The following is a 20947-nucleotide window of genomic DNA, read 5'->3' as shown; positions in this document are numbered from 1 at the left end:
ACGGCTGACGCCGCGGGCCCCTTCCCTCCCCCGCTGCGCAGGGGAGGGCTTCCCCCTACCCGAAATCCCCCACAAGCTCCGCCCGCACCGCCTCCGGCATCACCGCCATGTGGCCGTAGCGGGGATGGCCCATGCCGAGGATCACCTCCATGCCGGGGGTGCGGAAGGCGGCGATCTGCTCCGGCGTGAAGTCGAAATGCAGGAAATGGACGGCGGAGGCCTTGCCGGCCTCGTTCGTGCGCGCCACGTCCTCCTCCGGCCGGCCGGTCACCGTGTGGCCGGCGAAGCGCAGCGTCACCGTCCGCTCCACCCCGCCCAGCCGGCCAAGCTCGGCGGCGCGGCGCGCCGGGTCGGCGATCTCGAACATCAGCGTGGCGACCAGTTCCGTCCCTTGCGGAATCAGGCCGTTGTAGGCGTGCAGTTCGCCGTCGATCTGCGCCTCGCCGCCCCGCTCGATGAACAGCATCTCGTGGACCTGCTGCCACATCGTCTCGTAATTCTCGAAATGGACGAGGGCGTAGGGGCCGACCGCAACGCGGCGCTTCCTCTTCACGGTGACCAGCGCGCTGCGCCGGGCGGCGCGCTCGCGGGCGTAGCGGTCCAGGGGAAGGATGTCGGCGCGGGTGATCGCGGTCCGGCGTGCCGTCATGACGACAGCTGGTCCAGCATCCTCTGGAACCGCCCGGCGTGGCTCCGCTCGGCCTTGGCCAGCGTCTCGAACCAGTCCGCGACCTCCTCGAAGCCTTCCTCGCGGGCGGTGCGGGCCATGCCCGGATACATGTCGGTGTATTCGTGGGTCTCGCCGGCGATGGCGGCCTTCAGGTTGCTCACCGTGTCGCCGATGGGCAGGCCGGTGATCGGGTCGCCGGCCTCCTCCAGGAATTCCAGATGGCCGTGGGCATGGCCGGTTTCGCCCTCCGCGGTGGAGCGGAAGACGGCGGCGACCTCGTTGTGGCCTTCCACGTCGGCCTTCTGGGCGAAATAGAGATAGCGGCGGTTGGCCTGGCTCTCACCCGCGAAGGCCGCCTTGAGGTTCTGCTCGGTCTTCGTGCCCTTCAGCGACATGGCGGCCTTCTCCAGACGGGGTTCTGTCCGGCCCGGCCGCGCGCGGGCGTGGGGCCTCCGGCGGCCGAGCCTCGGCTACGGCTTATGCCATTGCTCCCAAAACGCGTCAATGTTCCGGAAATTCCCCGAAGACCCGGTCGGGAGACGGATTTTTTCCGGGGACGGCCATCGGCCGCCTGTCCTTCAGCGGTCCTTGCCCTCAGCGATCCTCGCCCTGCTCCGCGCTCAGCCGGACGATCACGTCCACCCGGGCGATGCGCGTGCCCGGCGGGGCCGGCGGCAGATGCTGCACCACCACGTCGTCGCCGGGGATGTCCTCCAGCCGACCCGTCCCTTCCAGGAAGAAATGGTGATGGTCGCTGGTGTTGGTGTCGAAGTAGGACTTGCCCGCTTCCACCACCACCTCGCGCAGCAGGCCGGCGGCGGTGAACTGGTTCAGCGTGTTGTAGACCGTGGCCAGCGAGACGCGCAGGTCCGCTCCCATGGCCTCGGTGTGGAGTTGCTCGGCGGTGACGTGGCGGTGCTCCCCTTCAAACAGCAGGCGGGCCAGCCCCAGACGCTGGCGCGTCGGGCGGAAGCCTGCCGTCTGCAGGCGGTCGAGGGCGCGCTTGAAGGGTCGGGTGCCGGTCATCGTCGTCTGTTCGCCGTGGTTCAGGTCACAAAGTCGGAACGCGAAACGGACCGCGGCGATCTGCCGCAGCCCGCTCACTTTAGAACGATTTCAGGTCAGGGGGCAAGCGCCCCCCGCAAAGCTGCGGACCGACGGCGTCAGTAGCCGGTGGCGATCCGCTCGACCAGCTGCTTCACGGTCGGGATGAACCCGTCCTTGTAGTAGGGGTCCGACGCGAAGCGGAAGGCGTTGTGACCGGCGAACATGAGCTGGTTTTCGCAGTCGTCGGTGTGGCTGACCGCCTGCAGGGTCTTCTGGATGCAGTAGGAGCGCGGATCGGCGCGCTTGCCGTTCGTGCCTTCCTCGTTCTGCGCCCAGTTGGAGAAGTTGCAGGCCGACAGGCAGCCCATGCAGTCCACCTGATCGCGGTGGATGCGCTCCGCCTGCTCCGGCGTGACGAAGATGACCGTGCTGTCCGGCGTCTTCAGGCCGCTGGTGAAGCCCTGGGACAGCCAGCCCTCGGCGCGGGCCTTGTCCGTCTCGGTCACATAGACCGGGCGGCCGCGCGGACCCAGCGGCAGCTCGGCGGAGTGCTCGCCCACCGGCTTGGGCAGATAGGCCACCTGACGCTCCGAGCGGGCCATCAGGTCCATCAGGAACGGGTTCTTGACGGCGGAGGAGTAGAAGCCCGTCGGCGAGAAGCGGTTCAGGAAGACGTCGCCTTCCTTCAGCGTCAGCAGGCGATGCTTCCAGGCGTTGGAGATCGGGCTTTCCTGGGTCAGCAGCGGGCGCGTGCCGAACTGGAAGGCCACCGGGCCCAGGTCGGGGTTGTCGATCCAGTCTTCCCAGTCCGACAGCCACCAGACGCCGCCCGCCATGACGATGGGGGTGTCGTTCAGGCCGAAGCTGTTCATCATCTGGCGCAGCGCCAGGACGCGGGGGAACGGATCCTCCGGCTTCAGCGGGTCCTCGGAGTTGGACAGGCCGTTGTGGCCGCCGGCCAGCCACGGGTCCTCGTAGACCACGCCGCCCAGGTTCTCGCGGAACTTGTGATAGGCGCGCAGCCACAGGGCGCGGAAGGCGCGGGCCGAGGAGACGATGGGGTAGTAATGCACGCCGTAATGCACGGCGATCTCCGCCACGCGGTAGGGCATGCCGGCGCCGCAGGTGACACCGTGGATCAGGCCCTGGGAGCCTTCCAGCACGCCGTGCAGGATGTGCTCGGCGCCGCCCATCTCCCACAGGACGTTCATGTGGATGCGGCCCTGGCCGTTCGACGCCTCGTGCGCGATGCGCGCCTGCGCGATGCCGCCCTGGATGCCGAACTTGATCAGCTCGTCGTGACGCTCGCGGCGGGTTTTGCCGTGATAGACCTGCGGCAGGAGATTCCCGTTCTCGTCGTAGCTGTCGGCGTTCACGCCCGAGAATGTTCCGATACCCCCGGCCGCCGCCCAGGCGCCCGAGCTTTCCCCGTTGGAGACGGCAATTCCCTTGCCACCCTCGACGAGCGGCAGAACCTCCCGGCCAGACATCAGCAACGGCTTAAGCGCCTTCAACGAAACCTCCAAGACCATGAGAGCGCCCGCGTGCGGGCACCCGGACAGCGCGACCCGAAAGACGACGAAAAACGCCGCCGGGAGTCGTGCCCCCGACGGCCCATGCCGCCATGAGCGATCTATATATGAGGAAATTTCCGTGCGGACGAGCGGATTCGCGGTGTTAGAAAAAAATCTGTCACAGCGGCATGTCCCCAAGCGTCAACCGGTGGTCCCAGGGGAAACCGTCTCACGGGGGCGTCCCGGCGGCCAGTTCCGCCGCCAGCCGGCCCGGCGCGTCGGTGAAGAGTCCGGCCACACCCCAGCTGAACAGCGTCCGCGCCCGCGCCGCGTCGTTGACCGTGTAGGCCAGCACCGGGCGCCCGGTGGCGCGGTAAGCGGCGACGCTCTCCGCCGTCTGACGATCCTGATGGACGTTCAGCGTGGCCGCGCCAATGCGGTCGGCGATGGCCGCCCAGTCGGCGGGCGGGTCCCACAGCAGGTAACCGCGCGGAATCTCCGGCGCCCGGTCGCGCGCCACCTCCAGGCAGGGCACCTCGAAGCTGGACACCAGCAGGGGCAGGCCGCCGGGCCACAGCCGCGTCAGCAGCTCCAGCGCAACGTCCGCCGTCGGCACCTCCTGGCCGGGATAGGGTTTGATCTCCAGATTCAGGCCCAGGCCCAACTTGCGGATCACGCCCAGCGCTTCCTCCAGGGTCGGCACCGTTTCGCCGGCGAAACGGGTGTCGAACCAGGAACCGGCGTCCAGCGCCTTCAGCTCCGCCAGGGTCAGGTCCGGCACCGGCCCGGCGCCGTTGGTGGTGCGCTCCAGCGTGTCGTCGTGGATCAGCACCGGCACGCGGTCGCGGGTGAGCATCACGTCCACCTCGACCCAGGCGGCGCCCTGGCGGGCGGCCTCGCGCAGGCTGGCGAGCGTGTTTTCCGGTGCGCTTTCCTTGGCGCCGCGGTGGCCGATCAGGCGGGGAAGAGTCGACAGCATGGGTCCTGCGGGAGTAAGAGCGGGCCTCTCATACTAGGCGCAAAGCGGCGGATCGGGAACGAGCGATGAAGGCAGCCCACAGCGTGACCGATCTGGTGGCCGCCGGGCTGATGACGCCCGCAGCGGGCGAGGCCGTGGCCGCCGTGGCCGACCGCTACGCCATCGCCCTGACCCCGTACTTGCTGGAAGCGCTGGCGGACGCCGCGCCCGGCGATCCCCTGTACGCGCAGTACGTCCCCTCTCCGGAGGAGGCGTACACCGCGCCCGAGGAGCGCGAGGACCCCATCGGCGACGTGGTGCGCAGCCCGGTGAAGGGCATCGTCCACCGCTACCCCGACCGGGTCCTGCTGAAGCCGCTGCACGCCTGCGCGGTTTATTGCCGCTTCTGCTTCCGGCGGGAAATGGTCGGCCCGGGCGGCGAGGCCCTGGCGCCCGAGGAGCTGGACGCCGCGCTGGCGTACGTACGTGCGCGCCCCGAGGTGTGGGAGGTGGTGGTAACCGGCGGCGATCCGCTGCTGCTGTCGCCGCGGCGCCTCTCCCACATTGTCCGCAGCCTGTCGGACATCCCCCATGTCGGGGTGGTGCGGCTGCACACCCGCATCCCCGTCGCCGACCCGGCGCGCGTCACCCCAGAGCTGGTCGAGGCGCTGAAGGCGCCGGATCTGGCGACCTGGATGGCCATCCACGTCAACCACGCCGACGAATTGACGGAGCCGGCGCGCGGCGCCATCGCCCGGCTGGCCGACGCCGGCATTCCCCTGCTGGGCCAGACGGTGCTGCTGAAGGGCATCAACGACGATGCGGCGGCGCTGGAGGCGCTGTTCCGGGGATTGGTGCGCAACCGGATCAAACCCTATTACCTGCACCATCCCGACCTCGCCGCCGGCACCAGCCATTTCCGCCCGACCCTGGCCGAGGGGCAGGCGCTGGTGAAGGGGCTGCGCGGGCGCGTCTCCGGCCTCTGCCAGCCGACCTATGTGCTGGACATCCCCGGCGGGCACGGCAAGGCCCCCGCCGCGCCGGGCTGGGTGCGGCCCGATGGCGAAGGCGGCTATCTCGCGGAGGACTTCACCGGGGCGACGCACCGCTACCGCGGCTGATCAGCGCGTCCCCAGCCCCGGCCCCAACCCGAACAGCGGGTCCGGGTTCAGAACCACGCCATGGACGGCGACGATGGAGGCGAAGCCGGTCCACAGCACCAGCGGCAGCCAGCTCGCCGCGATGGCGCGGTCGTCCGGCCAGACCAGCAGCACGCAGGTCGAGGCGATGATGAAGTAGGCGATGGTCCAGGCCGCCGCCAGGATCGGGCTGCCCATCGTGAAATAGGCGAATCCGAAGCTGGCGTAGAGCAGCCACAGCGCCCCCTGCATCCCGATCAACGCCGGGCGCCAGCGGATCGGCCAGGGCGCGTTCAGCAGCCGCACGCAACCCCAGAGCTGGATCAGGCTGATGCTGAACCAGACGACGGGGAAGGCCCAGCCCGGCGGCTGCAGCGGCGAGGGCTGATAGCCGGGAAACGGCTCCCCGCCCCGCTCGAACACGCCATAGGTGTTGGTGAGCAGCCAGAAGACCAGAGCCTGCCACCAGTACACGCGGAAGGGCAGCGGGCCGGTGTCGGTTGCGGGTTCCGTCGGGACGAAGGAGCGGTGGTTCATCCATTAGGAAATGGCACGGCCCCGCTTGCGGTCAAGCGCGTGGTTGGCGCATCCGGCGGAGCGTTGGAACAGCCGCGCCCCCTCGCTGGTTCTCCTCTCGCAATGCGTCGGGGGAGGATCGGGCAATGCGGTGGCAGGACGGTCGCGAGAGCGAGAATGTCGAGGACCGGCGCGGCGCGCCCGGAAGCGGCGGGTTCCGCACCGGCGGGATCGGCATCCCCATCGGGCGCGGCGGGATCGGCATCGGCGGGCTGGCGGTGATCGTGGTGGTGTCGCTCCTGCTGGGCATCAACCCGCTGGACCTTCTGCAGGGCACGGCGCCGCAGGATCAGGCCCGTTACGAGCAATCCGACGCCCCGCGCGGCGGTGGGGATGACGAACTGAAGCGCTTCGTCTCGGTCGTGCTCGCCGACACGGAGGACACTTGGGCCGCCCAGTTCCAGCAAATCGGCCGCACCTACCAGGACCCGGCGCTGGTGCTGTTCTCCGGCACGGTGGATTCCGGCTGCGGCTTCGCCCAGGCGGCGATGGGTCCCTTCTACTGCCCGCAGGACCGCAAGGTGTACATCGACCTCAGCTTCTACCGCGATCTGCGCGACCGCTTCCGCGCGCCGGGCGACTTCGCCCAGGCCTATGTGATCGCCCACGAGGTCGGCCACCATGTGCAGAACCTGCTGGGCATCTCCGACCGCGTGCAGCAGGCCCAGCGGCAGGCCGGCTCCCAGGCCGACGCCAACGGGCTGTCGGTGCGGCTGGAGCTTCAGGCCGACTGCTTCGCCGGGCTGTGGGCCAACCACGCCAACCGCGAGCGCCAGATCATCGAGCCCGGCGACGTCGAGGAGGCCCTGACCGCCGCCAGCGCCATCGGCGACGACCGTTTGCAGAAGCAGTCGCGCGGCACCGTGACGCCGGACAGCTTCACCCACGGCAGTTCCGCCCAACGGGTGCAATGGTTCCGCAAGGGGCTGGAGCGGGGGGAGTTGAACGCCTGCGACACGTTCGGGGCGGAGCGGCTGTAGCCCTCCTCAAATCATCCGGCGTCGGTCAGTTGCGCGGGCAGGCGGGAGCGCACCGGCTGGCGCCGGTCGATCACGCCGGCGACCGCCCCCGCCGCATCGCGCCGGATCTCGGCCAGAAGCACGCCGTTGTCCGGCGCCTCCTCCGTGTCGCCGACCCGCGGGGCGGCCGCCAGATCCATGATGGTTCCATCCTCGCCGACCGGCGCCGGGTCGGGGAAGAGCAGGTGGACGTAGCAGGAAGCGGACGAACCGCCGGGCACGGTCAGGGACGCGCCCTCGCCGGGCAGCACCAGGAAGCGCCCCAAGGCATCGAAGCCCGCACCGCTCCCGACCGTCACGCGGTCGCCACCGCCGTGGGTCACCAACAGCCCCTCCAGCACGCCGGGCGTATGGAGCAGCCGGTTCTGCAAGGCGTTCCAGTTCAGAAGGAACCGCTGCTCGAGCGTCATCAAGGCGCTCGTCAGGAGCATGCCGTCGCCGTAATGCAGGCAACGGGTGGCGTCGGCAGGAATGGAAACGGGCATTGTTGGTCACCGGGTCCGTGGAGCGGGAAGTACCGATCGTGGAACAAACGGGGCACCGGCCATCATCCTATCCCTCCGCCGATGAACAGCCCTTCCGGCGGCAGGAAGCGGCTGTGCAGGCGGAAGGACGGGAAGCCGGCGGGAAGAAGGTAATCGAAACCACCCCAATTCATCTCTCCCAGCGGCGCCGTGGCGCCTTGGCCGACCTGGAAGGGAAAAAAAGGGGCGACGGCGGTGAAGGGATCGGCTCCGTCCGCCGGGTCGAGGTCGGCCCCGCTGCCCGCCCCCGTGCCGATGTCGCCGGCCAGGGCCGGGCGGTTGCGGACGATCAGGCTGAGATCCACCGTGTTGACGTAGCGCGCCTGCGCGCAGTCGAAACCGGCCAGCACCAGATTGTAGCAGAGAAGCCAAGCGTTCCAGCTCGTCACATGGCCGGCAACCATGCGGTCGGCTGGGTGGGTCGGGACGCTGATCGCCAGCACGCCGTCCGGAACAAGGCAGCGACGCAGCTTTTCGAGAAAAGCACCGGGATTGCGCTGGTGTTCCAGCACATGGGAGCACCAGACCACATCGAAGGTCCGGTCGATGGCCGCATCCATGAAGTCGGCGCGAATGTCGGCGCTGCGGTGCAGATCGACCGTCACCACCTCCTTCCCGATGTGGCGCAGCAGGCGCGCGTGGTCGCCACCGCCCGATCCGACGTCCAGCACCGTGCGGAACTCGTAGGAATCGACGAGGCGGAGAAGACCTTGCAGCCCCCAGTCGATCCGGAAGGACGGTCCATCCGGCGGGAAGACTGCGGTTTCGGAGGGCTGGTCGGGCATGGACAGGCACGCGTCCCGCAATGGTGGTGGTTCCACCTTGTAACACGGGGGACGGGGGCAGCCGAAGGCCGGAAGCGATGAAAAAGCGAAAGAGGATTGGGGGTGGACGCGTCCCGCCCCTCCCCGACCCTCCCCCGCTATCGCAGGGGAGGGAGAAAAAGACCCCGCTATCAGGCGGCGGGGCCGTCCTTCTTGGTCAGGTCTTCGCCGGTGGCCTGGTCGACCTGCTTCATCGACAGCTTCACCTTGCCGCGGTCGTCGAAGCCGATGACCTTCACCTTCACCGAATCGCCCTGCGACACGACGTCCGACACCTTGCCGACGCGCTGCTGCGCCAGCTCGGAAATATGGACGAGGCCGTCGCGCGAGCCCAGGAAGTTCACGAAGGCGCCGAAATCGACGACCTTCACGACCTTGCCGGTGTAGACCACGTTCATTTCCGGCTCGGCGACGATGCCCTTGATCCAGTCAATGGCGGCCTGGGCGGCCTTGGTGTCCACCGCGGCGACCTTGACCGTGCCGTCGTCCTCGATGTCGATCTTGGCGCCGGTCTGCTCCACGATCTCGCGGATCACCTTGCCGCCGGAGCCGATCACGTCGCGGATCTTCTCCTTCGGGATGTTGATCACGGTGATGCGCGGGGCGTTCTCGTTCACCGCCTCGCGGGCGCCGGTCAGCGCCTTGGACATCTCGCCCAGGATGTGCAGCCGGCCGTCCTTGGCCTGGCCCAGGGCGATCTTCATGATCTCCTCGGTGATCGAGGTGATCTTGATGTCCATCTGGAGCGCGGTGATGCCCGCGTCGGTGCCGGCCACCTTGAAGTCCATGTCGCCCAGGTGATCCTCGTCACCCAGGATGTCCGACAGGACCGCGAAGCCGTCGTCTTCCTTGATCAGGCCCATGGCGATGCCGGCCACCGGACGCGCCAGCGGGGCGCCGGCGTCCATCAGCGACAGCGAGGTGCCGCAGACCGTCGCCATCGACGACGAGCCGTTGGACTCGGTCACTTCCGACACCACGCGCAGCGTGTAGGGGAAGTCTTCCTTCTTCGGCAGCAGCGGGTGGATGGCGCGCCACGCCAGCTTGCCGTGGCCGATCTCGCGGCGGCCCGGCGAGCCCATGCGGCCGGCCTCGCCCACCGAGTACGGAGGGAAGTTGTAGTGGAGCATGAAGTGCTCCCGGTACTCGCCCTGCAGCGCGTCGATGATCTGTTCGTCCTGGCTGGTGCCCAGCGTGGTGACGACCAGCGCCTGGGTCTCGCCGCGGGTGAACAGCGCCGAACCGTGGGCGCGCGGCAGCACGCCGACCTCCGACACGATCGGGCGGACCGTCTTGGTGTCGCGGCCGTCGATGCGGCGGCCGGTCTTCAGGACGGCGCCGCGCAGGATGTCGGCCTCCAGCTCCTTGAACTCGGTCACGATGGCCTGGGTCTCGTGGGCCTCGGCCAGAGCCTCCAGCGCCTTCGCCTTGGCGGCGCCGATCTTCTCGTAGCGGACCTGCTTGACCGTCTCGGTGTAGGCGGCCTCCACGTCGGCGCCGACGGTCGCGCGCAGCTTCGCCTTCAGGGCGGCGCGGTCGTAGGCCGGCTCCGGCAGGTCCCACGGCTCCTTGGCGCACTCTTCGGCCAGATCGATGATGGCGTTGATGACCGGCTGGAAGCCGCTGTGACCGAACATCACGGCGCCCAGCATGACCTCCTCGGACAGCTCCTTGGCTTCCGATTCGACCATCAGCACGCCTTCCTGGGTACCGGCGACCACGAGGTCGAGCGCGGAACCGTCAACGGCGTCCATGGTCGGGTTCAGCACATACTGGCCGTCGACGTAGCCGACGCGGGCAGCACCGATCGGACCGAGGAACGGGATGCCGGAGATCGTCAGCGCGGCCGAGGTGCCGACCATCGCGACGATGTCCGGATCGTTCTCCAGATCGTGGCTCAGCACGGTGCAGATGACCTGCGTCTCGTTGCGGAAGCCATCGGCGAACAGCGGACGGATGGGACGGTCGATCAGGCGGCTGACCAGCGTCTCCTTCTCCGTCGGGCGGCCTTCACGCTTGAAGAAGCCGCCGGGAATCTTGCCGGCTGCGAAGGACTTTTCCTGGTAATTGACCGTCAGCGGAAAGAAATCGACGCCCGGCTTCGGCGACTTGGCGCCGACGACCGTGCAGAGGACCGTGGTCTCACCATAGGTGACCAGCACCGCGCCGTCGGCCTGACGAGCGATCTTGCCCGTCTCGAACGTCAGCTTGCGTCCACCCCATTCGATTTCTTTGCGGAAAACTTTGAACATGGATTCTTCCTTCCATCCGACACCTAGGCCCGCCGGATTGCTGGCCTAAGCCGGGGTCATCGGTCGTCGGACCCCGCATGTGAAACCCCAAGCAAAGGGCTAAAACCCGAAAAGGGCTAAAACATCAAAACGGCCGGTCCCGGAAGGTCCGGGCCGGCCGTCTGACTAGAACATACCTTCGCGAACAACCAAACGCCCCGACCGGCGCGACACTTCCCGGTGCACCGAAGGACGGTGCGGCGGATCGAGCGCGGATCGGGACGGATGTTCGGTCACCAGGACGGACGCCTTTTGAAAATCAGCGACGCAGGCCCAGACGCTCGATGAGCGTGGCGTAGCGGCTGTTGTCCTTCTTCTTGAGATAGTCGAGAAGACGGCGACGCTGGCCGACCATCACCAGCAGACCACGGCGGGAGTGGAAGTCCTTCTTGTGGCCCTGCAGGTGCTCGGTCAGGTTCCGGATGCGCTCGGACAGGATCGCGACCTGGACCTCGGGCGAACCGGTGTCGTTGGTGCCGCGCGAATAGTCCTTAATGAGTTCCTGCTTGCGATCGGGCGTGATCGACATCGGGGTCTCCATCGTTCATAGGTTGAGAACGCGCACCGGACGGACCTCCGCCCCCTCCACGCGCGCCAGCGCCACCGGCTTGCCGCCGAAAAGCGCAATGACGGTGCCATCCCCACCAACATCGCCGCGCAGCGCCGTGAGGCGTTCGCGGTCCTGCCGGGTGAGGAGTGCCACCGTCTGGCCGTGCTTCAGTCGGTGCGCTTCCGCGTCCGTCAGGGCCAGCGCCGGGATGTCGTCCAGCGCGGTCTCGATCGGCAGCAGAAGTCTTTCGACCGCGGCACCTTGCTCCATCGCGGTCAGATCGTCCAGGGAAATCGCCCCGTCCAGCGTGAAGGACCCCACGCGCAGGCGTCGCAGATCGCGGATGTGCCCCAGCGTCCCCAACCGTTCGGCGAGGTCGCGGGCGATGGAGCGGACATAGGTGCCCTTGCCGCAATCCACCTCCAGCACCGCGTGGTCGGCGTCCGGAGTCTCGATCAGCTCCAGCCGGTCGATGCGCACGGTGCGCGGGGCGATGTCCACCACCTCCCCCTCGCGGGCGATGTCGTAGGCGCGCTCGCCGTTGATCTTCAGAGCGCAGTATTGCGGCGGGATCTGCTCGACGAAGCCGAGGAAGCCGGGCAGAGCGGCGCGGATCGCCTCGGCGTCGGGACGCGCCGCGGACGTCTCCACCGCCGTTCCCTCGCGGTCGTCTGTGGTCGTGCGGGTGCCCCAGGCCACGGTGAAGCGGTAGGTCTTCTCGCCGTCCATGGCGTAGGACACGGTCTTGGTCGCCTCGCCCAACGCGATGGGCAGGATGCCCGTGGCGATGGGGTCCAGCGTGCCGCCGTGCCCGGCCTTCTCCGCGTTCAGATGGCGCCGCACCTTGGACAGCGCCTGCGTCGAGGTCATCCCCGCCGGCTTGTCCAGCACGACCCAGCCGTGGATCGGCTCGCCCTTGCGCTTACGAGCCACGGCGCCCCTCGCCCTCGCCGCCGTTGCCCTCATCCCCGTCGTCTTCGTCTTCGTCGTCATCCTCGTCGTCGAGGTCGTCATCGCCGTCGAGGTCGTCCGTCTCGGTCTCGTCCTCCTCGTCCCAGCCGTCGTCCTCGTCGTCATGGTCGTCGTCGCCGTTCACGCGGTCGGCCAGCGTGCGGTAGCCGACGTCGCGGGCGACCGCCGGGCTGTGCAGGATATCGTCGATGCGCCCGGCATAGTCGAAGGAGGTGTCGGCTTCGAAGCTCAGCGTCGGGGCGTGGCGCAGGTTGATGGCGCGGGCGACCTGGCCGCGCAGGAAGGGGGCGGCACGGCGCAGGGCCGACAGCGTCTCGTCCATCGGGCCGCCGCCCAGCGGCGTGACGAAGGCGGTGGCGTTGCGCAGATCCGGGCTGATCCGCACCTCGGTCACCGTGACGTTCAGTTCCGCCAGTTCGGGGTCGTGGAAGTCGCCGCGCCGGAACAGATCCGCCAGAGCATGGCGGATTTCCTCGCCGATGCGGAGCTGGCGCTGGGACGGCGGCTTTCCGGCCAGATCGTGTTTCTTTCTCATGCTGTCGATCCCGAATGCGGTGCGGGAGGGGTCTGTCCCTCCGCGAAAACGCGACAAGGGCGCACGGGCGCCCTTGTCATCTATAACGTCATCAATCGCCGGCCCGTGAGCCGGGATGCGGCGGCGGGCTTACAGCTCGCGCGCCACCTCCTCGATCTCGAAGGCTTCGATGATGTCGCCGGCCAGGATGTTGTCGTAATTCTCGAAGGCCATGCCGCACTCGTAACCCTCGCGCACTTCCTTGACCTCGTCCTTGAAGCGCTTGAGCGTCTTGAGCGTGCCCTCGTGGATGACGACGTTGTCGCGCAGCAGGCGGCAGCCGGCGCCGCGCTTGACGGTGCCCTGCGTGACCATACAACCGGCGACCTTGCCGACCTTGGTGATGTTGAACACCTCGCGGATCTCGGCGTAGCCGATGAAACGCTCGCGCAGGGTCGGCGACAGCATGCCGGTGAGGGCCGCCTTCACGTCGTCGATCACGTTGTAGATGATCGAGTAGTAGCGGATCTCGACGCTGTCGCGCTTGGCCATGTCGCGGGCCTGCGGGTTGGCGCGGACGTTGAAGCCGATGACCATCGCGTTGGAGGCGTTCGCCAGCGTGATGTCGGACTCGTTGATCGCACCCACCGACGCGTGCAGCACGCGGACCTTGACCTCGGTGTTCTCCGCCGTGAGCTTCTCCAGGGCGTTGGAGATCGCTTCGATGGAGCCCTGCACGTCGCCCTTGATGACGACCGGCAGTTCCTTGGCCTCGCCGGCCTGGATGCGGCTGAACATGTCCTGCAGCGAGCCGCGGGCCGACGCCGCGTTGGCGGCTTCGCGCTTCTTGCGCTGGCGGAACTCGGCGATCTCACGGGCACGGGCTTCCGACTCGACGACGGTGAAGTCGTCGCCGGCGAGCGGCGTGCCGTTGAGACCGAGCACCTCGACCGGGCTGGCCGGGGCGGCCTGCTCGACGCTCTGGCCGCGGTCGTTGACCAGGGCGCGGACGCGGCCCCACTCCGAACCGGTGACGAACACGTCGCCGACCTTCAGCGTGCCGCGCTGGACCAGCACGGTGGCGACCGAACCGCGGCCGCGCTCCAGCTTGGCCTCGACCACGACGCCCTCGGCGGTGCGCTCCGGGTTGGCCTTCAGCTCGAGGATTTCCGCCTGCAGGAGGATGGCCTCCTCCAGCTTGTCCAGGTTGCGCTTGGCCTTGGCCGACACTTCCACGGTCTGGATGTCGCCACCCAGCTCTTCCACGACCAGCTCGTGCTGGAGCAGTTCCTGGCGGACACGGTCCGGCTTGGCGTCGGGCAGGTCGATCTTGTTGATGGCGACGATGATCGGAACCTTCGCGGCCTTGGCGTGATGGATCGCCTCGATCGTCTGCGGCATGACGCCGTCATTCGCCGCCACGACCAGCACCACCACGTCCGTGACGTTGGCGCCGCGGGCGCGCATCTCGGTGAAGGCGGCGTGGCCCGGCGTGTCGATGAAGGTGATCTTCGCACCCGACTCCAGCTGCACCTGATAGGCGCCGATGTGCTGGGTGATGCCGCCGGCCTCGCGGCTGACCACGTCGGTCTGACGCAGGGCGTCGAGCAGCGAGGTCTTGCCGTGGTCGACGTGGCCCATGATCGTGACGACCGGGGGACGCGGCACCAGCGCCGTTTCCGCATCGTCGTTGAGGCGCAGGCCGACCTCGACGTCCGCCTCCGACACGCGGCGCACGCGGTGGCCGAACTCGGCGATGATCAGCTCCGCCGTGTCGGCGTCAATCGTCTGGTTGATGGTGGCCATCACGCCCATGCGCATGAGCTGCTTGATCACGTCGGCGCCGCGTTCCGCCATGCGGTTCGCCAGCTCCTGGACGGTGATGACCTCGGGCAGCACGACGTCGCGGGTCACTTTCTGCGTCTCCTGACGGCTCATCTGACGGAGCCGCTCGCGCTCACGGGCACGGCGGACGGCGGCCAGCGAGCGCGTGCGCTCACCACCCTCGTCGCTCAGCGCCTGCGAGACGGTCATCTTGGAGCCCTTGCGGCGGTCGGCGCCCGGAGCGGCCTTGCGGACCGGAGCCGGAGCCGGAGCCTTCTTGTTCCCGGGCTTGCCGCGGCGGTCGTCCTCTTCCTCGCCGAAGCGCGGAGCGGCCGGAGCGCCCGGACCACGGGCGGCCGGAGCCTCCGTGGTGGTGGCCGCGGTGCGCGCACCGGCGCCACCGGCGGCGGGACGGGCGCCGGCACCCTGCGGGCGGGTCTGTTCGGTGTCCTTGCGCTTGGCCTCCTCGGCCTCCTTGCGCTTGGCTTCCTCTTCCTGGCGGCGGCGCTCGGCCTCCTGGGCCTTGGCGCGCTCCGCCTCCTCGATGCCGCGCAACTCGGCCAGCTCGCGCTGGCGCAGAGTCTCGGCGTCGAGAATCTCCGGCTCCTCCTCGACCACCTGGGCCGGCTGGGACGCCGCCTCCTCGGCGGCGCGGGCGGCGGCCTCGGCGGCCAGGACGGCGGCCTCGGCCTCCTCCTCGGCGCGGCGGCGGTTGTCTTCAGCCGCCCCCTGCAGGGCGCGGATGCGCGCCTCGCGTTCCTGGTTGGTCAGTTGACGGACGGCGCCGCCACCACCGCCGCGCTGGCGCTGGCCCGGCACGCCGCGGACGGGGATGCCCTGTGCGGCCTGACGCGCGGCGGCGCCGCCATCGGCCACGCCCGGCAGGGCGCCCTTCTCCACGGCCCGCTTACGCTTGACCTCCACGGTCACGGGCTTCGACCGGCCATGGGAGAAGCTCTGCCGGACCTGGGTCTCGACCGGCTTCTTCAGCTCCAGCTTCCCTTTGCCGGAGCCGGAGAGGTGCAAGACTTTCTTTTGGTCCTGGTCGTTGCTGTCGGTCATCGGTTCCCGAATGGTCAGACGTTGCTTACGTGGCCGGCCGGCGCAGAGCCGGCGACAAAGCCTTTGATACCCTTGAGACGCGCGGAGTCGCGTGCCAATCCCTTGGCCAGCTTCCCGCGCGCCACCACCGCATGCACGGCGTTTTCCCGTCCCAGGGCCGCGGCCATCGCCGCGGCGTCGAACAGGTCCACAACCGGCATATCCGGCGCCAGCGCTGTGATCTTGCCCCGCTGGTCGGGCGAACCATCGCTGGCCTCGACCAGCAGATAGGGCGGTCCGGCGCGTCCGACCTGGTTGGTCTTCAGCGCCTCGCGCACCTTTTCGTATCCGGCCAGAGCCTGCCCGGCCCGGCGCGCCAGCCCGAAGGCATCCAGGCACCGCCGTTCCAGCAGCTTCTCCAGCCGCTCCGCCAGATCGGGCGGGACGCGCACCGCGCGCCGCGCCGCCTTGGCGAACATGTTCTTGGCCAATGCCTTCGCAAAGGCCGTCTTGTCCCCCGACAGCCAGAGGCCGCGGCCCGGAAGCCGTTCCTCCAGATCGGGCACGATCTCGCCGTCGGGTGATACCACGAAACGGATCATGCCGTCCTTCGGCTGCACGGTTCCGGTGGCGATGCAGCGGCGCAGCGGGCCCTTTTCCAGGTCCGCCGGCAGCAGCGCCTCCCCTTCGGCCGCAAGGCCGTCCGGTTCACCGTCCGCCGGAGTCTGTTCGTTCCTGTCGCTCAGCCCAACCATCCGTACCGTTTGTGCGTCCTAAGTCCCGGCTCAGCTCTGCGCCGCCTGGTCGTCGGCCGAGGGTTGCGCCGCGGTGGGCGCGCCTTCCTCGCCGTCGAACCAGTGGGCACGAGCGGCCATGATGATCTCGTTGGCCTCGTCTTCCGTCGGGGCCTCCTTGCCGAGAATGTCGCGCAGCTCGTCCGCGGCGAGGTCGGCGAGGTCGTCCATCGTCTTCACGCCGTTCTCACCCAGCTTCACCAGCAGGGTCGGGCTGAAGCCGGTGACTTCCGCCACCGCGTCCTCGACGCCGAGCGCCTGGCGCTTCTCGGTCATGCGGACGTCCTGCTCGTCGAGGAAGTTGAGGGCGCGCTGCTTCAGCTCCTCCGCCACATCCTCGTCGAAGCCTTCGATCTCGGCCAGTTCCTCGGTCTCGACGTAGGCGATCTCCTCCACGGAGGTGAAGCCCTCGGCGACCAGGAGATGGGCGATCACGTCGTCCACGTCCAGCGCTTCCATGAAGAGCTGCGAGCGGGTGCGGAATTCGTCCGAGCGGCGCTCCGACTCCTCCTGCTCGGTCAGGATGTCGATGTCCCAGCCGGTGAGCTGGGTGGCGAGCCGCACGTTCTGGCCGCGACGGCCGATGGCCAGCGACAGCTGGTCGTCGGGCACCACCACCTCGATGCGGCTGTTGTCCTCGTCCATCACGACCTTGGCGACCTCGGCCGGGGCCAGGGCGTTGACGATGAAGGTCGCCGGCTCCTGGTTCCACTGGATGATGTCGATCTTCTCGCCCTGCAGCTCGCCGACGACCGCCTGGACGCGGCTGCCGCGCATGCCGACGCAGGCGCCGACCGGGTCGATGGAGCTGTCGTTGCTGATCACCGCGATCTTGGCGCGCGAGCCCGGGTCGCGGGCGACCGCCTTGATCTCGATGATGCCGTCGTAGATTTCCGGCACTTCCTGCGCGAACAGCTTCGCCATGAACATCGGATGGGTGCGCGACAGGAAGATCTGCGGACCGCGCGCTTCCTCGCGCACGTCGAAGATGTAGGCGCGCACGCGGTCGCCGTTCTTGAAGTGCTCGCGCGGCAGCAGTTCGTCGCGGCGGAGGATCGCTTCGGCGCGGCCCAGGTCGACGGTGACGTTGCCGTACTCGACGCGCTTGACCAGACCGTTGACGATCTCGCCGGTGCGGTCCTTGTATTCGTTGAACTGGCGCTTGCGCTCCGCGTCGCGGACCTTCTGGACGATGACCTGCTTGGCCGTCTGGGCGGCGATGCGGCCGAAGTCGATGGGCGGCAGCGGATCGACCAGGAAATCGCCGACCTGGGCGCCGGGCTTGCGGCGCTGGGCGTAGGCGAGGGTCACCTGGGTCGCCTCGTTCTCCACCGCCTCGACCACCTCCAGGTGGCGGGTCAGGTGGATGTCGCCCGTCTTGCGGTCGATGCGGGCGCGGATGTCGTGCTCGTGGCCGTACTTGGAGCGCCCGGCCTTCTGAATCGCCTGCTCCATCGCCTCCAGGACCTCGTCCCGGTCGATGTTCTTTTCGCGGGCAACCGCGTCAGCGACTTGCAGCAGTTCCATCCGTCACACTTCCTGGACTGGCGTTTGTTCTTCGAGTGAAGCCCGGAGCGGCCGTCAACCCTGGCCCTGGCTGGCGCGGATCAGTTCATCCGTCAAGACCAGCTTGGCGCGCAGGATGTTGTCGAACTCCAGCCGGGCGGCTCCCTGTTCCGATTCGATGCACACGAGGCCGTCGTCGACGCCCTTCAGCATGCCCTTGAAGCGCTTGCGGCCATCGACGGCGAGCCGGGTCTCCAGCTTGGCCTCGAAACCGGCGAAACGCTCGAAATCCTTCAGACGGGTCAGCGGCCGGTCGATGCCGGGCGAACTGACCTCCAGCGTGTAGGCGCTCTTGATCGGATCTTCAACGTCGAGCACCGCGGAGATCGCGCGGCTGATGTCGGCGCAGTCTTCGACCGTCATGGGCGCGCCGTCGGCGCGTTCCGCCATGACCTGCAGAACCATGCGCTGCCCACCGGTCAACTGCACACGCACGAGTTCGTAGCCCATGGCTTCGACCGACGGCGTGATGATCTGCTCGATACGACCGGTTGCTTCCATTCCACCTGACCCGCCCCCGCGGTCTCCCCTGGCACAGCGCCCTGGGACCAACACGGGGATTCCATACGCTGATAAAAAAATAAGTGGGCCAAGGCCCACCCGCAAAGCGTCCCGCCGGCCCGGTTTCCCGAGCCGCCGATCCGTATGGGTTCATGCGGTGAATATAGACATTCCGGAGCAGGCCGCAAGCGCTTTTCCGCAAGGTCCTATGCCCGGCGCTTGGTGGGCGGGTCCGGCCAGGGTAACGTCAAGCCCCCGGCGGCCTTTGCGCCGTGCGGAAAACTGCCCGTGGAGGCCGCTCACCGTGATTCTCGAAATGGCTCTCCTGACGGTCAAACCCGGCGAAGGCCCGGCCTTCGAACGGACGATGGCCGAGGCTCAGCCTCTCATCGCGGCGACTCCGGGCTTCCTCGGGCTGGAACTGCGGCCCTGCCTGGAGGCGGCCGACCGCTACCTTCTGCTCGTCCGCTGGGAGCGGCTGGAAGACCACACCGCCAGATTCCGCGGGTCCGACCGCTACGCCCGCTGGAAGGCCCTGCTCCACCATTTCTATGACCCGTTCCCGGTGGTGGAGCATTACGACGAGCCGGTGGTGGAAACCGGTGGCCCGGTCACCCGCATGGGTGATTGAATTCACCGGATTGGCAATGCATCGCGGGTGAAGGCTCGTTGACAACACCTTCAAAGCACGCAACAATCGACGAAAATGCAGCTAAAAAGGCATGCGTTGCCATGCGTAACGAAATTGCGAAGATCATCCGTGAGTTCGGCTTCGAAAGCAGCGATCCGGTGTTCAGCCTGCCGGACTTGATAGAATTTTCACTTAAAAGCTATCGAACGCTGGACAACATCGAAGAAAAACATCTTCGCGCTGTTGTCTATGCGGTGTGCCTTCTTGAAGTGTATAAAGAAAAAAGAAAGTTCGATCGCAAATGGGCACGCTTCCTGGCCAAAGCCGGAAACCCAAATCCATTGTCTTATCGAGACGTCTGCGTCGGCGGACGGAGATCCGAGGCGAGGACAGCTTACAAATACATTGCGAACAAGCGGCTGGTCGGGGCGCTTTTGGAGGACCAAGCTATCATGGATGACATATCCGAAAACATCCAAAAGATTGATCGGATTCTATCCGACCAGAAGACGAGGGATTTCTTCCTCAATCCAAGCTGATTGTGAAGTCCAGCCACGTTCCAATTCCTCAGGGTTGAATTCATGAGAAAGAAAAGAACGGCACGCAGCTACAGGCTGCTTGGACGGGATATCCGCAGACTCGTTCATGATATCTATGGTTTCATGTCGCATGTGGATGAAAAAGGCGTGGCTGAACGGACGCCCGGCTCCGGTCGGAGGCTGACGATCGGACAGCAGCGCCGGTTGCTCGTTCGGATGAAACGATCGGTTTGGTCGCCCGTCGATCCGCAGGAACTTAAAGAAGCGCAGAAGACCGCGCTTCGTGGCGCCGAGTGGCGCGAACAGCAAGTCAGCGCTTTGCTCGAATAGCGGCAAGGGCGTCGGATAACTCCGCTTCGACTTTCTTCGGCTTAAGCGTCAGGTCGGCGTCGAGCGTCTCGAGAACGCGTGCGAATCGCCTTGCCGTCGCGTCGGACAGGGTCACGTCCGGATAGCGTTCGGCGATTTCGTCCTTGATGTTCTGCACCTGGCTCTGCTCGCCGCTCATCACCGACCTCAAGGCAAACCCCAGAATCGCGAGGGGCGCCTGAGCGCCCCTTGATGGTCAAGCCGGAAGGCGCGCCAAGCACCTTACAGAACGATTCTTTCATTATGCATAGGCGCGCCACCAGCGTCAAAGCCGACTTCCGTCATACTCCGTTTCGACGGGCCGCGATTCCATGAAACGCCGCCCAGGCCAGCCCGTCAAAGGGCGGTGTTCGACCCCGGCAAGCGCGCCTTGCGGATGAAGCGCAGGAAGACCGGCTTTCGCCCGGCCTCGATGGCCTTTTCCTCATAGCGGGTGGGCGGCCAGTCCGCGATGCGGTGGCGCCAGTCGGACGGGCCGCGGGCGGTCCATTCGAAATCGGGGTGCCGGACCGTGTGCTCCAGCATCCAGCGCACCAGCCCCATGTCGTCGCTGGCCAGACGCAGCTCCGCCCCGTCCTTCAGCACGCGCGCGAGGCGCGGCAGGTTGTCCGGACCGATGAAGCGGCGCTCCCAGTGGCGTTTCTTCGGCCAGGGATCGGCGAACAGCACGAAGGCGCGCCCGATGGAGGCGTCCGGCAGGGCGTCGAGCAGCGGGCGGGCGTCGTCCGGAAGGACGCGGACATTGTCCTGCACGCCCTCGTCGTCCACCAGCTTGAGCAGGCCGGCCACGCCGTTGATGAAGGGCTCCGCCCCGATCACCCCGACGTCGCGGTTGTTCGCCGCCTGCCACGCCATGTGGTGGCCGCTGCCGAAGCCGACCTCCAGCCAGACGTCGCGCATGGGGTTGGCGAACAGGGCGTGGGGGTCGATCCGGTCGCCCGGCTGAGGCACCGGGATTTCCAGCGACGGCAAAAGCCCGTCGAGCAGTTCGGTCTTGCGCTTGCGGAGCGGGCGCCCCTTGCGCCGCCCGTAGAGCCTTTTGGACGAGTCCAGGAAGGAGTCGGTCATCGTGACAGCAAGGTCC

At 67.7% G+C, this 20947-nt stretch carries 23 protein-coding genes; 5 read left to right on the top strand and 18 right to left on the bottom strand.

Annotated features, from left to right (window positions below):
- Nucleotides 1-55: 55 nt before the first annotated feature.
- The 5 genes from Sp245p_RS01555 to Sp245p_RS01535 all read right to left on the bottom strand — a co-directional run bounded on the left by Sp245p_RS01555 (nt 56) and on the right by Sp245p_RS01535 (nt 4210).
- Nucleotides 56-649 carry a DUF3501 family protein gene (locus Sp245p_RS01555; RefSeq protein ID WP_014238830.1) on the bottom strand — a complete coding sequence of 198 codons (594 nt, stop codon included), beginning with the start codon at nt 647-649 and terminating at the stop codon, nt 56-58.
- Entirely contained in the window at nt 646-1065 is a 420-nt protein-coding gene (locus Sp245p_RS01550; protein WP_014238831.1) for a rubrerythrin family protein, read from the bottom strand. The genes Sp245p_RS01555 and Sp245p_RS01550 overlap by 4 nt, the downstream gene beginning before the upstream one ends.
- 199 nt (nt 1066-1264) lie before the next feature.
- Nucleotides 1265-1696 carry an iron response transcriptional regulator IrrA gene (irrA, locus tag Sp245p_RS01545; protein WP_014238832.1) on the bottom strand — a complete coding sequence of 144 codons (432 nt, stop codon included), beginning with the start codon at nt 1694-1696 and terminating at the stop codon, nt 1265-1267.
- Between the two features lie 137 nt (nt 1697-1833).
- A complete protein-coding gene (locus Sp245p_RS01540; RefSeq protein WP_038531606.1) occupies nt 1834-3231 on the bottom strand; it encodes an NAD(P)H-dependent flavin oxidoreductase in 1398 nt (465 codons plus the stop codon).
- A 229-nt stretch (nt 3232-3460) separates the two neighbouring features.
- Nucleotides 3461-4210, bottom strand: coding sequence for a glycerophosphoryl diester phosphodiesterase (locus tag Sp245p_RS01535; protein WP_014238835.1), 750 nt, complete (start codon nt 4208-4210; stop codon nt 3461-3463).
- Nucleotides 4211-4275: 65 nt separating this feature from the next.
- Between Sp245p_RS01535 and Sp245p_RS01530 the strand changes: the two genes are divergently transcribed.
- The gene (locus tag Sp245p_RS01530) at nt 4276-5310 is read left to right on the top strand and encodes a lysine-2,3-aminomutase-like protein (protein ID WP_014238836.1); all 1035 of its coding nucleotides are present in this window, start codon (nt 4276-4278) and stop codon (nt 5308-5310) included.
- On the opposite strand, the gene Sp245p_RS01525 is transcribed toward Sp245p_RS01530, so the two are convergent.
- On the bottom strand, nt 5311-5865 hold the full coding sequence (locus Sp245p_RS01525; protein WP_014238837.1) for a TspO/MBR family protein: 555 nt from the start codon (nt 5863-5865) through the stop codon (nt 5311-5313).
- Between the two features lie 125 nt (nt 5866-5990).
- Here Sp245p_RS01525 and ypfJ point away from each other — a divergent pair, with 125 nt between their 5' ends.
- A complete protein-coding gene (ypfJ, locus tag Sp245p_RS01520) occupies nt 5991-6884 on the top strand; it encodes a KPN_02809 family neutral zinc metallopeptidase (protein WP_014238838.1) in 894 nt (297 codons plus the stop codon).
- An 11-nt stretch (nt 6885-6895) separates the two neighbouring features.
- On the opposite strand, the gene Sp245p_RS01515 is transcribed toward ypfJ, so the two are convergent.
- The 10 genes from Sp245p_RS01515 to rimP form a co-directional block, all read right to left on the bottom strand.
- On the bottom strand, nt 6896-7408 hold the full coding sequence (locus Sp245p_RS01515) for a hypothetical protein (RefSeq protein WP_014238839.1): 513 nt from the start codon (nt 7406-7408) through the stop codon (nt 6896-6898).
- A 62-nt stretch (nt 7409-7470) separates the two neighbouring features.
- Nucleotides 7471-8232, bottom strand: coding sequence for a class I SAM-dependent methyltransferase (locus Sp245p_RS01510; protein ID WP_052584208.1), 762 nt, complete (start codon nt 8230-8232; stop codon nt 7471-7473).
- Between the two features lie 170 nt (nt 8233-8402).
- A complete protein-coding gene (gene pnp, locus Sp245p_RS01505; RefSeq protein ID WP_014238841.1) occupies nt 8403-10523 on the bottom strand; it encodes a polyribonucleotide nucleotidyltransferase in 2121 nt (706 codons plus the stop codon).
- 298 nt (nt 10524-10821) lie between these two features.
- Nucleotides 10822-11091 (bottom strand): 30S ribosomal protein S15, encoded by a 270-nt coding sequence (gene rpsO, locus Sp245p_RS01500; protein ID WP_035670129.1) that lies wholly within the window; start codon nt 11089-11091, stop codon nt 10822-10824.
- A 15-nt stretch (nt 11092-11106) separates the two neighbouring features.
- Nucleotides 11107-12045, bottom strand: a complete 939-nt coding sequence (truB, locus tag Sp245p_RS01495; RefSeq protein WP_109138327.1) for a tRNA pseudouridine(55) synthase TruB — start codon at nt 12043-12045, stop codon at nt 11107-11109.
- On the bottom strand, nt 12035-12619 hold the full coding sequence (gene rbfA / locus Sp245p_RS01490) for a 30S ribosome-binding factor RbfA (RefSeq protein ID WP_014238845.1): 585 nt from the start codon (nt 12617-12619) through the stop codon (nt 12035-12037). The genes truB and rbfA overlap by 11 nt, the downstream gene beginning before the upstream one ends.
- A gap of 129 nt (nt 12620-12748) precedes the next feature.
- Nucleotides 12749-15484, bottom strand: a complete 2736-nt coding sequence (gene infB, locus Sp245p_RS01485; RefSeq protein WP_014238846.1) for a translation initiation factor IF-2 — start codon at nt 15482-15484, stop codon at nt 12749-12751.
- Between the two features lie 14 nt (nt 15485-15498).
- On the bottom strand, nt 15499-16218 hold the full coding sequence (locus tag Sp245p_RS01480; RefSeq protein ID WP_014238847.1) for an RNA-binding protein: 720 nt from the start codon (nt 16216-16218) through the stop codon (nt 15499-15501).
- A 30-nt stretch (nt 16219-16248) separates the two neighbouring features.
- On the bottom strand, nt 16249-17784 hold the full coding sequence (gene nusA, locus Sp245p_RS01475) for a transcription termination factor NusA (RefSeq protein ID WP_014238848.1): 1536 nt from the start codon (nt 17782-17784) through the stop codon (nt 16249-16251).
- 54 nt (nt 17785-17838) lie between these two features.
- Nucleotides 17839-18324, bottom strand: coding sequence for a ribosome maturation factor RimP (gene rimP, locus Sp245p_RS01470; RefSeq protein ID WP_014238849.1), 486 nt, complete (start codon nt 18322-18324; stop codon nt 17839-17841).
- Nucleotides 18325-18628: 304 nt separating this feature from the next.
- Between rimP and Sp245p_RS01465 the strand changes: the two genes are divergently transcribed.
- The 3 genes from Sp245p_RS01465 to Sp245p_RS01455 are packed head-to-tail and all read left to right on the top strand — an operon-like array spanning nt 18629 to nt 19824.
- Complete coding sequence (locus Sp245p_RS01465; RefSeq protein WP_014238850.1) at nt 18629-18955, top strand: antibiotic biosynthesis monooxygenase family protein; 327 nt, start codon at nt 18629-18631, stop codon at nt 18953-18955.
- Nucleotides 18952-19494 (top strand): hypothetical protein, encoded by a 543-nt coding sequence (locus Sp245p_RS01460; protein WP_014238851.1) that lies wholly within the window; start codon nt 18952-18954, stop codon nt 19492-19494. Before Sp245p_RS01465 ends, Sp245p_RS01460 begins: the two co-directional genes overlap by 4 nt.
- Before the next feature lie 42 nt (nt 19495-19536).
- Entirely contained in the window at nt 19537-19824 is a 288-nt protein-coding gene (locus Sp245p_RS01455) for a hypothetical protein (protein WP_129557139.1), read from the top strand.
- Here the strand turns inward: Sp245p_RS01455 and Sp245p_RS01450 are convergent.
- Nucleotides 19805-20002 carry a hypothetical protein gene (locus Sp245p_RS01450; protein WP_014238853.1) on the bottom strand — a complete coding sequence of 66 codons (198 nt, stop codon included), beginning with the start codon at nt 20000-20002 and terminating at the stop codon, nt 19805-19807. The two genes, Sp245p_RS01455 and Sp245p_RS01450, sit on opposite strands and share 20 nt — an antisense overlap.
- 197 nt (nt 20003-20199) lie before the next feature.
- The gene (trmB, locus tag Sp245p_RS01445) at nt 20200-20931 is read right to left on the bottom strand and encodes a tRNA (guanine(46)-N(7))-methyltransferase TrmB (protein ID WP_014238854.1); all 732 of its coding nucleotides are present in this window, start codon (nt 20929-20931) and stop codon (nt 20200-20202) included.
- Nucleotides 20932-20947 lie beyond the last annotated feature (16 nt).

Source organism: Azospirillum baldaniorum (genome assembly GCF_003119195.2).
Lineage (GTDB): Bacteria > Pseudomonadota > Alphaproteobacteria > Azospirillales > Azospirillaceae > Azospirillum > Azospirillum baldaniorum.
Note: the sequence above shows the minus strand (reverse complement) of the source record. Positions and strands in the feature narration are given on the sequence as shown.